Origin of the sequence: Nitrospirillum viridazoti CBAmc (genome assembly GCF_000730165.1) — a bacterium.
Taxonomy (GTDB): Bacteria; Pseudomonadota; Alphaproteobacteria; order Azospirillales; family Azospirillaceae; genus Nitrospirillum; species Nitrospirillum viridazoti.
The window spans coordinates 670,595-684,233 of sequence record NZ_CP022112.1 but is presented as its reverse complement, the minus strand read 5'-3'; the positions used below and the strand labels follow the sequence as shown (position 1 = coordinate 684,233).

The following is a 13,639-nucleotide window of genomic DNA, read 5'->3' as shown; positions in this document are numbered from 1 at the left end:
GGGGTTCGGTAGGCATATGACGGGAAACGGTGATGAGCTGGACGCGCGGCTGGGCGCCCGCATCCGGGTGGAGCGTGAGGCCCGCGGCTGGTCGCTGACCGACCTGTCGGATCGCGCCGGCGTGTCGCGCGCCATGATCAACAAGATCGAACGGGCGGAAAGCAGCCCCACCGCCTCTCTGCTCGGCCGGCTGTCGGGCGCCTTCGGCCTGACCCTGTCGGCCCTTTTGGCCCGGGCGGAGGATGACGGCCGCCGCCGCCTGTTGCGCGCCGAGGAGCAGCGCAGTTGGCGCGACCCCGCCACCGGCTATGTCCGCCGCCTGGTGGCGCCGCCACCGGGGTCCGACATGCCCCTGGAACTGGTGCATATCGACCTCCCGGCCGGTGCGCGCGTGCCCTTCCCCGCCTCGGCCTACGCGTTCACCCGCCACATCATCCATGTGCTGACCAACGAGTTGACCTTCACCGAGGGCGACATCGAGCACCGCCTGGCGGCCGGCGACAGCCTGGAACTGGGCCCGCCGGCCGACTGCGTGTTCGAGAACCGGGGCGACCGGCCCTGCACCTATCTGGTGCTGATCCTTCAGCCTTGACGGCAGCCTTGACGGGGCCTCAAGCGAAGTCCGTCGACCGCGTCAGCTTCTCCCATGCGGCGATCTCGGCCTCCAGCGCCGCCAGCTTGTCGCGCACCAGGGCCAGGGCGTCGGTGCCCAGCAGCAGGTGGGTCGGCGGGGCCTCGGCCTCCACGAGGGTCAGCAGCGCCTGCGCCGCCTTGGCGGGATCGCCAGCCTGGCGGCCACTCTTCTCCTCCCGCGCCTGGCGCACGGGATCGAACAGGCAGTCGTAGTCCGCGATGGCGCGGGCCGAACGGACCATGGAGCGGCCGGCCCAATCGGTCCGGAAGGAACCCGGCGCCACCGCCGTCACCCGGATGCCCAGGTCGCGCACCTCCTTCGCCAGCACCTCGCTGACGCCTTCCAGCGCGAACTTGCTGCCGCAATAGTAGGCGAGGCCAGGCATGGTGATGAAACCACCCATGGAGGTGATGTTGACGATGTGCCCGGCCCGCCGCCGGCGCATGAACGGCAGCACCGCCTGGATCATGGCCACAGCGCCGAAGACGTTGACGTCGAACTGCCGGCGCATCTCCGCCAGTGGGGATTCCTCCAGGATGCCTTCGTGGCCATAGCCGGCGTTGTTGACCAGGACGGCGATGGGGCCGATATCCCGCTCCACCCCCGCCACGGCTGGCGCAATGGCGTCGGTATCGGTGATGTCCAGAGGGATGGCGTGGGCGCGGGTATCGTGTAGGGCGGTGAAGGCCCGGGCGTCCGCCGGGCGCCGAACGGTGCCCACGACGGTATGGCCAGCCGCCAGCGCCGCTTCCGCGAAGGCGCGTCCGAAGCCGCTGCTGACGCCGGTGATCAGGAAAATCTTCGATTTGACCATGGGGACACCCCAGCACTGGTTTGAGAATGCGCGGGAGTGGGCCACAGCCGCCGGATCTGCGATATGCTACATAAACTCGATGCGCCTATTAGCTGGGGAGACAGAATGCGCGGCAGTGAATTCGCCGACCTGCGGGCCTTCGCCATGATCGCGGAACAGGGGAACTTCTCCCGCGCCGCGGCCCAATTGCGGGTCACGCCGTCAGCCCTCAGCCAGACCATTCGCGGGTTGGAGGAACGGCTGGGCGTCGCCCTGTTCAACCGCACCACCCGCAGCACCGCCCTGACGGAAGCCGGCGCGCGGCTGCTGGCGGGGTTCAAGCCGGCCCTGGAACAGATGGAGGCGGCGGTGGCGGAGGTCGGCAATCTGCGCGGCATGGCCACCGGCACGGTGCGCCTGCATTTGCCCCGGCTGGCGGCGGCCACGTTGGTGGAGCCGGTGCTGGGCCGCTTCCACGAGACATATCCGGACATGGTCCTGGAACTGGCCATCGACGATGCGGTGGTGGACATCGTGGAATCCGGGTTCGACGTGGGCATCACCCTGGGCGAATTGCTGGCCAAGGACATGGTGGCGGTAAAGCTGGGCCCCGATCTGCATCAGGTGGCCGTGGCCTCGCCCAACTATATCGCCCGCCATGGCCAGCCCAGGACGCCTGCCGACCTGCACGCCCATCGCTGCATCAATTGGCGCAAGCCCGGCAGCGGCAAGCTATACAACTGGGAATTCCAGGCCGACGGCCGCTGGTTCGCCGTGGCGGTGGAGGGGCCGCTGGTGGTGTCCCATCGCGACACGGCCTTGGCCGCCGCCGCGCAGGGGGTGGGCATCGCCTTCGCCTATTGGTCGGACCGGTGGATGAAGCCGCTGATCGACCGGGGCGCCCTGGTGCCGCTGTTGCAGGAGTACTCGCCCCCCTTCCCCGGTTGGTATTTGTACTATCCCAAGCAGCGCCACACCCCGCCGGCGGTGCGGGCGCTGGTGGATTTCCTGCGGCGCACGGCGCAGGAGCCGACCGCCTAATCATTTCAAACCGCAATTACTGAAATAGAAATTCATGTGATTATGTGATCGTCAAGGCACCGCTATCCTCCCGGACATCGCCACCATGGGAGTGACAACCGATGCTGATCGCGCACTACAGCCACCGCCTGACGGCCGACTACGACCTGGACATCCTGCGCAAGCGGGCCGAGACCAACGCCGCCCGCTGGGCCGCCATGCCCGAGCTGTACTTCAAGGGTTTCCTGCTGCGGGAGGCTGGCAGGCACGGCGCAATCGCCAACGCCTATTCCTCCCTGTACCTGTGGCGGCAGGACGCGGCCTTCCGCGATTTCCTGGTGCACAACCGCTACAAGGCCGTCACCGACACCTTCGGCCGGGCGGATATCGATGTGCGGGTGGCGCTGGACGCGCGCAAGGGTCGCGCCCGCGACGCCCGCTACGCCGTGGTGGACAATGCCCCCATCTCAGTGGACACCGCCCTGGGCGGGCTGTGGGCCGATGAAATCGCGCTGAACCGTGAAGTGGCGGAGGGGGACGACATCGTGGCCGCCGCCGTGGGGGTGGACACCCGCACCTGGACCCTGACCCGGGTTCGCCTGGCTACGGAGGCGCCCCGGAACCCGCCGGCCACGGCCGTGACCTATCAGGTGCTGCAGTTGGTCCGGCCGCTGCTGGAAACGCTGCCCTCAAGCCGGCAGGAGTGACGGCGCCAGCTGGAAGCGCTGGAACCGGCCCAGCGCTTCCTCGATGGCGGCCTTGAGGTCCGGCCGTTCCGGCACCATCCAGGTCCAGCGTTGCACCAGCAGGCGGCCGGCCTGGCGGTCGGTCTTCAGGTCCAGGGCCGCCACGATCTCATCCCCCACCAGCACCGGCAGGGCGAAATAACCCAGCACCCGCTTGGCCGCCGGCACATAGGCCTCGAACCGATGGACATAGCCGAAGATGGCCTCCAGCCGCTTGCGCTGGATGACCAGGGGGTCGAAGGGCGACAGGATGTGCACCAGGCCGGCCGGCACGGGCGGCAGCGCGCTCTCCAGGGCCGCGGCCTCGGCCCAGTGGGGCACCTTCTCCGCGCCGGTGATGGTCACCTGAATCAGGCGGCGGGCGCGTACCGCCTTCTCGATCAGGGGCAAGATCTGGGCCTTCAGGCCCAGATTGCCGTAGCAGATGGACTCCAGGCTGACGACGCCTTGGCTGCGCAGTGCGCGGTTCAGCAGATAGTCGGCCACCTGCCCCGGCGTCGCCGGGCGGGGCCGCCGCTCCCAGCCGAAATGACGGTCGGTCAGCTCATAGGCCTTCAGCATGCCGTCGCGGCGGGAGATGGTGAGGTCCCCATTGTAGAAGCCGAAGTTCAGCAGGCGCTTGGACGGCTTGCGGCTGGCCCACAGGTGCTCTTTCTCCACCAGCACCTCGTCGTCGATATCGCGGATGCTGAGCGCGCCATCCTCCCCGATGCGGCGCAGCAGGGCGTTGTAATCGCGCCGGTTGATGGCGGCGTAGCTGGCCGGCGGGTTGTCGCGCATCTGGCGCATGTCCGGCGCGAAATAGCGATAGTCGGCCGTGGGGATATAGGCCAGGGCGTGCGCCCAGTATTCGAAGACCGACTTGTCCACCGACTGCGCCGCCGCCAGGTCCGCCCGGGCGTAGTCAGGGATGCGTGTCTGCAGGATGTGGTGGTGGCTGCGCTCGATGACGTTGATGGTGTCGATCTGGACATAACCCAGGTGCTCGGTCGCCAATTTCACGGCTTGGGGGCCCGCGCCGAACGAGGCCGGTTCCAGCAGACGCTGGGCTGCCAGCCACAGGTGACGGGCGCGGGACGCGGAAATCTCGACAGGCGTGCTGGGCATCAGGCCGAATCCTCGGGGGCGTGGAAGCCGTCTTATAACCATCAACGCTCGCCGCGCCTGTGATGAATGTACGGCGTATCCCCTTGACGCCCGCCGCCTGGCCGGGCCCATAGTCGCCCGCGTTCAAGCCTTGAGGAAGTCCCCGGTGAGCGAAGCGTCCCCGACCGTCCCTGCCCACACCCTGCACATCTGCGTCACCTGCCGGCCCAAGGGCGCCCCGCCGGAGGCCGTGCGCGACGGCCGCGTGCTGTACGAAGCCGTGGCCGCCCTGCACGCCGACTGGCCGGGCCGCGACCAGGTGGCCCTGAACGGGGTGGAATGCATGAGCGGCTGCGACCGCGCCTGCACCGTGGCCCTGTCCGGCCGGGGCAAGCCCAGCTACCTGTTCTGCGACAAGGCGCCGACGCCCGAAACCGCCGCCGCCGCCCTGGACCTGGCGGCACAGTACGCCGCCAGCGACACCGGCGTGCTCATGCGCGGCGACCGCCCCGGCCCCTTCCGCTCCGGCATCCTGGCCAAGATCCCGCCGGGCTTGTAAGCGCTCACCTCGCGAACAGCGCCAGGTCCGTGCCTTCCGCCATCAGACGATAGCCGGTGTCGCCCGGATGCAGATGGTCGCCGCCATCGGCCTCCGGCAACAGATGGCCGGGATTCTTGGGATCCTGGAGCGTGCGGTCCAGGTCGATGACGGCATCGAAAGCGCCGCTGCCGCGCATCCAGGCGTTCACCTTCTGGCGATTGGGCTCCATGGCCGGATCACAATAGCCGATGCCCTGGCAGGGCAGGATGGTGGCGCCATAGACCAGCAGACCGCGCGCATGGGCGCGGGCGATGATCTGGCGGTAGGCGTCGATGATGGCCTCCGGCGTCGCCCCCACCTCCTTGCGTTCCGCCGCCTTCAGGGCCGTCGCCAGGTCGTTGATGCCCTCCAGCACGATGACCCAGCGCACGGCCGTCTGGTCCAGCACATCACGGTCCAGCCGATCCAGCGCGCGGGGGCCGATGCCGTCCAGCAGCAGGCGGTTGCCGCCGATGCCGGCGTTCAGCACGCCCACGGGGCTTTTGCCCCGCAGCAGGTTCCGGGCCAGCGCGTCCGTCCAGCGGCCGTTGCCGTCGGTGGTGCTGTCGCGTCCGTCGGTGATGCTGTCGCCCAGCACCACCACGGCATTGGCCGTCGCCGGCGCCTGCACGTCCACGCCGGTGAGGATGTACCAGTGGGTGACCGTCGCGGCGCCGGGCAGGTCGGCGGCGTCCAGGGCATCACCGGTGGCGATGTAGCTGGTGGCGCGGGACCCCGGATGCCCGGTGACCGTGGCCGGCACGTCCTTCAGACGCAGACTGACGGCCAGGTCCGCCATGTCGGGCACGGTCAGGTCCACCGGGTCGGACCAGACCATGCCGCCGGCCGGAATGGTGACGGACGCCTGGCCGTTGAAGGTCAGGGCGTGGTCGCTGCCGGCGCGGATGGCGGCGCTGGGCGTCTTTCCCTCCTTCGCCGACAGGGCGACATGGGCGCCGGGGATGGTCAGCGGCGCTGTGCCGAAGGCATTGGACAAGCGGAAGCGTACGCGCGCACCGCCTAAGGTCAGGTGCACCACCTGGCGCAGGGTGGCGTCGGTGAACCCGGGCGCGGGCGGCGTGGAATCGGCGCCGCCCGCCTGGGCGGACGCCATCCAGCTGCCCACCCACTGCGTGGTGAACTGGTCAACATCCTGGGGGGCGGCATGAACCGCTCCGGGGACGATGGTCGGGACCAACAAGGCACCAGCCAGGAATAGGGAACGGAGGCGCATGAGGCATTTCCTGAATCTAGAGGGTCAGCGGCACAGGCCGTCCAGCCAGGTGGACGGGTCGGCGCTGTGCGCCGGCTGCGGCAGGGTGCGGGCCGCCATTTCCCGGTCCAGCAGGCTGCCCGTGCCATTGGATGGCGTGCCGGGGTTGGTGGCATAGATGGGGTCCGCCTCCGCCTTGGCCAGCGGCACGAAGGCCACGCCCTTGGCCTTCATCAGCGACAGCAGTTCCGGCAGCATCACCGTCTCGAACCCGCCGATATGCAGCAGCATGACGTGGGGCGCGTCGCGGCCGTACAAGGCCTGGGCCTGCTGGCGCCCGATGGTCAGCGATTCCGCCGCCCGGTCCAGGTAGCTTTTGCGCAACTGCGCCACCGCCGCCTGATCACCCTTGGCCATGCAGCGGGCATAGGGCGCGTTGTAGATGTAGTCGTTGAAGCTGAGGGTCACCTCGGCCACGCGATAGCCATGGTCCTTGAGGAAGGCCGCGACCTCCCGCCGCTTTTCCGGCGTCTCGCCGATGTGGAGGTAGGGGAAGCGCAGCCAGTGCCAATCGGTGTTCTTTCCACTTCCTGGATCCATGTACTGCTTGAGCGCCGCTTCATCCGCCGTGACGGCGGCGGTGAAGGCGGCCACGTCGTGACCATGCAGGTCGTCATGGGCGTAGACATGGTTGCCCAGCGGGTAACCGGCCTGGCGCCACAGGGCCAGCACCTGGGCGGCATCGTCGCCCTCGTCCGCCAGGCCCTTGGCGTTGACGAAGCCGTAGACCTCCGCCACGCCGGCACCCTTGAAGGCCGCCAGCACGCGGTGCGCCACCTCCGCCCGGGTCAGGCCGGGTGGCAGGGGGCCGTGCACCGGCAGGTCGTCCATGGTCAGGGCCACTTGCATCTGGGCGGCCTGCGGGGGCGCCTGCTGCGCCAGCACAGGGGCCGCGGTCAGCATCAGGCCGGCAGCCAGGGCCAACAGTCGTTTCAGGCGCATGACGTTTCCTTCCCCACCCTCTTCTTATCGCGCGGCCAAGCGGGCGCTTTCCGGCGGGCCCAGGTAGCTGGGCTTCACCCCACCCAGATCCACCACCAGCTTGGTCAGCACCACCGCCGGATCCACCATCCAGATGTGGAGGGTATGGTAGCCGGCACTGGCCACGGTGTGGTGGCTGGTGGGCTTGCGCGCGTTATCCTCAACCGACTTGGACCAGTCGGCGACCCCATTCAATGCCAGGATGTCCACCACCTGCGGCGCCTCGTCATCGATGGCGACGGCATAGCGCAGGCCGCGCCCGGGCACGAAGTTCAGGGTGGGGCCGACGATGGCCTGCACCGTCAGCGGGCCCGCCGCCGGCAGGTACACGCGGTAGTCCAGACGCGGCCCCTGCCCGGCCGCGAAGCTGGCCGAGGTCACCGGGAAAGGCGCCAGGCCCGACAGGGTGCGGCCATAGTCCGGAATCTTCTGCCAGGCGGCCCCGCCGGCATCGGCCTTGGCGGTATAGTGCTCCGCCTCCATCGACACATAACCGTCGGCGGCGATGAAGGCCGGCTGGCCATCCGCCGGAACGGGAGTGTTCACGGCCCGCAGATGCACGGTGACGCTGCCCCCGGCCCCCGTGATGGTGACGCTGCCGGTGCTGACCCCGGCCGGCGCCTTGGCCCAGTCCACCGCCACCTGCAGGCGGGTCTCCTGCGTCACCGTGCCCTTGGCCTGGCTGAGGATGATCCAGGGCGCGCTGGCCTTGGCGGTGTAGGCGAAGGGCTTCGATCCCCGGTTGAAGACATCGATGTAACGGCTTGGTTTATTGGCCACATCCAGGTCCGGCAGAACGGCGGCGTCCTTGACGGGCTTACCGTCCAGGGCGGGCCAGGCCTGCCGGCTCCCCTCCACCGCCACGCCCAGCTTCGCCTCGGCCGGCAGGGCCAGCTCCCGCGTCTCCGGCATGATGTTGACAAGCGGTTCCCGCCAGGAGGCGTAGCCGATGTGGGTCTGGTCCATCATGTGGTCCCACTTCCCGCCGTTCAGCGCGTGATACTGCTTCGTCAGGTCGGCATCGGCCTGGAACAGGGCCCGCGCCTTGGCGGCTTCGGCGTTCGCCGACGCGCGCCCCTGGTCGGCATACAGGCGGTTGCGGCCGACGGCGACGTACAGCTCCGTCACCTGCGCCGCCGCCTTGGCCGGATGCAGCACCAGCTGGAAGAAGGCATCGCGGGCGTCGGCCGGCAGGGCCTGTTGGATGGCTTCCGCCTTCGCCACAAGGTCCCGGTAGTCGGCCACCACCCGCTCGGCCTCGCGGTAATCGGTCAGGCTGAAGGTGTTGGCGTCCAGCAGCTCCGGCTTGCGGCGGCTGACCAACATGCCGTAGCGGGTCACCAGGGTCGCGATGTCGGCGGCGTGCTCGGATCCGAATTCGCGCTCGGCCCAGGCGGCCATGAACTCCGGCAGTTTCTCCTTGGGCCAGCGCTTTGGGTCCCTGGCGTAATCCAGGAAGAACTCGATGGGCAATTCCATGGGCTTCAGGTCGCCCACGTTCACGATCCACACCCGATCCGCGCCGTATTCCAGGGTCAGGTTCATCTGTTCCCAGACCTTGGGAATAGAGTTGGTGTTGATCCACTTGTAGTTCCGGGGATCACCGACATAATCGAAGTGGTAGTACATGCCGGCCCCGCCGGAGCGCTTGCGCTCCTCCGCCGTGGGCAGGCGGCGGACGTCGCCCCAGTTGTCGTCGCACCACAGCAAGGTCACGTCGTCGGGCACACGCATGCCCTTCTCGTAATACTCCTGCACTTCCTTATAGAGCGCCCAGATCTGCGGGATCTGGGTGACGTCGGGGTTGACCTCCTTGGCCAGGATTTGGCGCTGATCGGCCACGATCTTTTCCAGCAGCGCCGTGTTGGCCGCCGCCGCGTCGCCGGTCATGGGCATGTCACCATCGCCGCGCATGCCGATGGTGACGATGCTCTCAAAGTCCTTGTTGCGGCGGACACCCTCTGACCAGAACTGGCGCAGCACCCCGCCGTTCTGTGCATAGTCCCAGGGGCCGCTGCCATGGCGCTTCCATTCCTGCTGCGACCGCAGCATGGGTTCATGATGGGAATTGCCCATGACCACGCCGTACTCGTCGGCGATCTTGGGGTTCAGCGGATCATCCTCATTGAAGGCGTTGCCCCACATGGCGGGCCACAGGTAGTTGCCCTTCAGCCGCAGGATCAGCTCGAACACATGTTCGTAGAACTGGTGGTTCAGGCCGCCGAACTTCTCCCTGGCCCAGCCGGTCAGGGCCGGCGCCTCGTCATTCAGGAAGATGCCGCGATACTTGACCGGTGCCGGATCCTCGCCATAGGTGCCAGCCTTCACATAAAGGCTGTCGCGGTGCCGCACCGGCACATCCGCCCACCATGCCCAGGGCGACACGCCGATCTGTTCCGAAACGTCGTACAGGCCGTAGATGGTGCCGCGCTTGTCGCTGCCGGCGATGACCAGGGCGCTGGCGATGCCGGGTGCCGGGTTAGCCACCACCTGGATGCGGAACGCCTCCCATTTGCCCTTGAGGACGCCGGCGTCGATCTTGCCCTCCGCCGCCAGCTTGTCGATGGTCGGACTGTGGCCCAGGGTGCCTACCAGAATGGGCAGCGCGCCCAGATCCGTGTCCTGGCCGAGCACGGGCGTGACGCCGGTGACCTTGCCGATGTCGGCCGCCAAGTCCCGCGCGGCGCGCTGCACGCCGGCATAGTCCTGGGCGTCGACATGTAGGCGGGCGGCGACACCGCCCTGTACGATGGCGAAGCCGCCGGGCGTAGCCTGCGCCTCAACATACCGGGGCTGGCCCAGGGCCCAAGCCTGGGGGGCCAGCGCGACCGTGGCGGTGGCCAGCAGAAGGGAACGGATGAAACGCTTCATGGTCCTCACTCCGTGACCGTCAGGACGGCGGTCTTCAGGTCGACGGAATTGTCGCCGACCATGATGTCGAAGGCGCCGGGCTCGACGACCCGCTTCATGTCCTGGTTCCATAGGGCCAATGCCTTGCCGTCGACGGTGAAGGTCACCGTGCGGCTCTCGCCCGGCGCCAGCGTGATGCGCTGAAAGCCCTTCAGTTCCTTCACCGGCCGGGTAACGGAGGCGACCTGCTGGTGCAGGTACAGCTGCACCACCTCATCCCCCGCCCGCTTGCCGGTGTTCCTCACGTCCACCGACACGGTCACGGCGCCATCCTTGGCGATGGTGGGCGTGGACAGCCGGGGGGCGCCCACGTCGAAGGCCGTGTAGCTGAGGCCGTAGCCGAAGGGAAACAGCGGGTCGGTAGTGTCGAACAGATAGCCGCGCCGGGCGCTGGGCTTCTTGTTGTAGAACATGGGCAGTTGCCCGACGGAGCGCGGGACGGTCACCGGCAGCTTGCCGCCCGGGTTCACATCGCCGAACAGCACGTCGGCCATGGCGGTGCCCCCCTCCTGCCCCAGGTACCAGCCTTCCACCAGGGCGTTGGACTTGGCGGCCACATCCACCACCGACAGCGGTCGGCCATTCTGCAGCACTACGACCACCGGCTTGCCCAGCGCGAACAGCGCCTTGGCCAGATCGCTCTGCTGCCCCACCAGGTCCAGGCTGTCGCGGTCGCCCAAATGGTTGTTGGCCCAGCCCTCGCGGCTGGTCTGTTCATTGTCGCCGATGACCAGCACGATATGATCGGCGGTTTTGGCCACGGCGACGGCCTGCTGGATCAGCCGGGCGTTTTCCGCCGGATCGGCCAGCTCGACGGTGTCGCCGTACCAGTCGTCATCCTTGGTGATGCGCACGCCCTCGGCATAGGTCACCTTCACGCGTGAGCCCACCTTGGCCCTGATGCCATCCAGGATGCTGACGGTCTGCTTGGGCTCTCCGGAGTAGCCGCCCAGGTGCGCCTTGGCGGCGTTGGGGCCGATGACGGCCAGGGTCTTCACCTTGGCCATGTCCAGCGGCAGCACGCCGTCGTTCTTCAGCAGCACCACCGACTTTTGCGCCGCCTTCAGCGCCACGGCTCGCGCCTCGCCGTTCGCCGTCAGGGCCTCGGCCTTGTCCGCGTCGGCATAGGGGTGTTCGAACAGGCCGGCCTGGAACTTCAGTTCCAGGATGCGGCGGACGGCGCGGTCGATCACCTCTTCCTTGATCTTTCCAGCGCGCACGCTATCGGCCAGGCTGGCATAGGACTCGCCGTCCGGCAGGTCGGCGTCCACCCCGGCCTGGATGGCGCGGATGGCGGCCGACGGCAGGTCCGGCACCACGTGATGGATGCTGACCAACTGGTCGATGGCGGAATAGTCGCTGATGATGGAACCCTTATAGCCCCATTCCCCGCGCAGGATGTCGTGCAGCAGCCACGTGTTCACGTGGCTGGGCACGCCGTCGATCTCATTATAGGAGGCCATGACCGCGCGCACGTTGGTGCGGTGGATGACCTGCTCGAACGGGGGGAAGAACATCTCCCGCAGCGTGCGCTCTCCGACCGAGGCCGGGCCGACGTTGGTGCCGCTTTCCGGCTGGCCGTGGCCGGTCAGGTGCTTCAGCGTGGCGAAGACCTTGCCGTCGGCAAGGGGCAGGCTGTCGCCCTGCAGTCCCTGGACGGCGGCCACGCCCATCTCCCCCGCCAGGTAGGGATCCTCGCCGAAGGTCTCCTCGATGCGCCCCCAGCGCGGGTCGCGCGCCACGTCCACCACGGGCGACAGCACCAGGCTGACGCCGCGCACGCGGATCTCGCGGGCGACGACGCTGTCGACCTCGCGGATCAGGTCCGGGTCCCAGCTGCTGGCCTGGGCGATGGCCTGGGGGAAGCTGGTTGGGCCGATGGCGGGGTAGCCGTGCAGGCCTTCCTCATGGAACAGCACGGGGATGCCCAGCCGCGTCTTCTCTACCGCCCAATGCTGGACGGCATTCACCATGGCGACCGTGCCCCTTGTGTCGCGCCAATGCTGGGTCCGCAGGGAGCCGGAGCCCTTTTCGTCATTGGGACGCGTGAACTGGCCCAGGCCGTTGGGGTAGACGCCGCTGGCCTTGGCCGGGTCGAAGTTCATGCCCGCGTCGAAGATGGCGGGCTTGTGATCCCACACGGCGATCAATTGGGCCACCTTCTCATCCAGCGTCATGCGCGCCAGCAGGTCGTCGACCCGGGCAGCCACCGGCGCGCTCGCGTCCCTGTAGATCGCGGGCTTGTCGGCCGCATGGGCAGCAGCACTGATGGCCACGGCGGCGACGCCGACCAGGATCAGGCGGCGGCCGATCCGATGGCCGATCCGATGATGGATGGAGTCATGGCGTATACGCACGCTGGCTTCTCCCTATCGTTATTCTTTCAAGGCATCCGGGACCCCGGACACCCCGCCCTGTCAGGGCGCCATGGTACCGTTACCATGGCCACAAAACCTTAAGCCGGCCGGGGCCGGCCCTACCAAACAGCCAAATCGTTATAAGGGCGCGTCGTCGGCGAACAGGTCCGGGAACCGGGTGGCCAACTGGGGAAGAGAGGTCAGGATTTCCTGCAGGTGCTGGCGCATCGCCGCCTCCGCCCTGTCCGCGTCGCGGTCGGCGATGGCGTCGACGATGGCATGGTGCTGCGTGATCAGCAGGGAAAACGGCGTCGCCTCCGGCATGCTGAGATAGCGCACGCGGTCCATCTGCGCCTTGGTTTCCTCAACCACCCGCCAGGCGTATTCGCAGCCGACATGCAGCGCGATGTCACGGTGGAAGCGCTCGTCCAGGTCCAGGAAGCCGGCGTGGTCGCGGTCTTCGGCGGCGTTGGCCTGGGCGCGCAGGTTGTCGCGCAGCAGGTCGATATCGCGCGCCTTCATCTCCGCCACGGCGCGGCGCACCACCGCCAATTCCACCGCCTCGCGCACGAAGCGGGCGTCGAACACCTGGCGCACGGAAATCTTGACGATGAAGGAACCGCGCTGCGGACGGATGGACAGCAGCCCCGCCTCGCTCAGCTTGATGAAGGCCTCACGCACCGGCTGGCGGCTGACGCCCAGCTGGTCGGCGATATCCTGTTCGGAGATGGCTTGGCCGGGGCGGAACTTCATGGCGACGATGGCGCCCCGCAGTTCCCGGAACACACGGCGGGCCACAGGCTCCGCACTGTCCGCCTGGATACGGTTCAGGACGACACGGTCATTTTCCGCCAACACCAGATGCACCCCATTAGAGTCGCACGGGCCCGGGCCGAAATGGTCCCGGCATGGAGCACCCTCACGGCACACCGCCCATCCCCATTTCCACCCTGCGACATTCGGCTCGCGTCTTCCAGAGGGCTTCGCCCCAAGAAAATGCGTTTTTGTCGAACGCCGTTGCTCTCACAATCCATACATACTACCATACTAGACGACAAACAAGGCCACGATGTCGGTCTAAGAGTGGGAGGGGCGCGTTTCACACGGCAGCGCTGCCCCTCCCGATGATCGCGCAGTGCCCTGTTGACCGCACTGGTATGGTAGTATACATGAATGGTAACCGACGAACGGCGTGAGCCGCTTCGCGCAGGGAGAGAACGCAGCCCCCAAGACCTCATGGCGACTTGGGGGGCCTTAAT

At 67.9% G+C, this 13,639-nt stretch carries 11 protein-coding genes; 4 read left to right on the top strand and 7 right to left on the bottom strand.

Annotated features, from left to right (window positions below; all coding sequences use genetic code 11):
- Positions 1-16 precede the first annotated feature (16 nt).
- A complete protein-coding gene (locus Y958_RS24830; protein ID WP_088874594.1) occupies positions 17-592 on the top strand; it encodes a helix-turn-helix domain-containing protein in 576 nt (191 codons plus the stop codon).
- A 19-nt stretch (positions 593-611) separates the two neighbouring features.
- Here the strand turns inward: Y958_RS24830 and Y958_RS24825 are convergent, their stop codons facing one another.
- The gene (locus Y958_RS24825; RefSeq protein ID WP_088874593.1) at positions 612-1,448 is read right to left on the bottom strand and encodes an oxidoreductase; all 837 of its coding nucleotides are present in this window, start codon (positions 1,446-1,448) and stop codon (positions 612-614) included.
- A gap of 105 nt (positions 1,449-1,553) precedes the next feature.
- Here Y958_RS24825 and Y958_RS24820 point away from each other — a divergent pair, with 105 nt between their 5' ends.
- Positions 1,554-2,468, top strand: coding sequence for a LysR family transcriptional regulator (locus Y958_RS24820; RefSeq protein WP_088874592.1), 915 nt, complete (start codon positions 1,554-1,556; stop codon positions 2,466-2,468).
- 101 nt (positions 2,469-2,569) lie between these two features.
- Positions 2,570-3,154 carry a DUF4865 family protein gene (locus Y958_RS24815; RefSeq protein WP_088874591.1) on the top strand — a complete coding sequence of 195 codons (585 nt, stop codon included), beginning with the start codon at positions 2,570-2,572 and terminating at the stop codon, positions 3,152-3,154.
- On the opposite strand, the gene Y958_RS24810 is transcribed toward Y958_RS24815, so the two are convergent.
- A complete protein-coding gene (locus tag Y958_RS24810) occupies positions 3,137-4,300 on the bottom strand; it encodes a winged helix-turn-helix domain-containing protein (protein WP_088874590.1) in 1,164 nt (387 codons plus the stop codon). The two genes, Y958_RS24815 and Y958_RS24810, sit on opposite strands and share 18 nt — an antisense overlap.
- A 145-nt stretch (positions 4,301-4,445) precedes the next feature.
- On the opposite strand from Y958_RS24810, the gene Y958_RS24805 reads away from it, so the two are divergent.
- A complete protein-coding gene (locus Y958_RS24805; protein WP_186291601.1) occupies positions 4,446-4,838 on the top strand; it encodes a DUF1636 family protein in 393 nt (130 codons plus the stop codon).
- A gap of 4 nt (positions 4,839-4,842) precedes the next feature.
- Here Y958_RS24805 and Y958_RS24800 read toward each other — a convergent pair whose 3' ends face one another.
- The 5 genes from Y958_RS24800 to Y958_RS24780 all read right to left on the bottom strand — a co-directional run bounded on the left by Y958_RS24800 (position 4,843) and on the right by Y958_RS24780 (position 13,238).
- A complete protein-coding gene (locus Y958_RS24800; protein WP_088874588.1) occupies positions 4,843-6,093 on the bottom strand; it encodes an SGNH/GDSL hydrolase family protein in 1,251 nt (416 codons plus the stop codon).
- A gap of 24 nt (positions 6,094-6,117) precedes the next feature.
- On the bottom strand, positions 6,118-7,074 hold the full coding sequence (locus tag Y958_RS24795; RefSeq protein WP_088874587.1) for a polysaccharide deacetylase family protein: 957 nt from the start codon (positions 7,072-7,074) through the stop codon (positions 6,118-6,120).
- A 24-nt stretch (positions 7,075-7,098) separates the two neighbouring features.
- The gene (locus Y958_RS24790; protein WP_088874586.1) at positions 7,099-9,984 is read right to left on the bottom strand and encodes a glycosyl hydrolase 115 family protein; all 2,886 of its coding nucleotides are present in this window, start codon (positions 9,982-9,984) and stop codon (positions 7,099-7,101) included.
- Positions 9,985-9,989: 5 nt separating this feature from the next.
- Positions 9,990-12,380, bottom strand: a complete 2,391-nt coding sequence (locus tag Y958_RS24785; protein WP_244909684.1) for a glycoside hydrolase family 3 N-terminal domain-containing protein — start codon at positions 12,378-12,380, stop codon at positions 9,990-9,992.
- A 138-nt stretch (positions 12,381-12,518) separates the two neighbouring features.
- Positions 12,519-13,238 carry a GntR family transcriptional regulator gene (locus Y958_RS24780; RefSeq protein WP_244909683.1) on the bottom strand — a complete coding sequence of 240 codons (720 nt, stop codon included), beginning with the start codon at positions 13,236-13,238 and terminating at the stop codon, positions 12,519-12,521.
- Between the last annotated feature and the right edge of the window lie 401 nt (positions 13,239-13,639).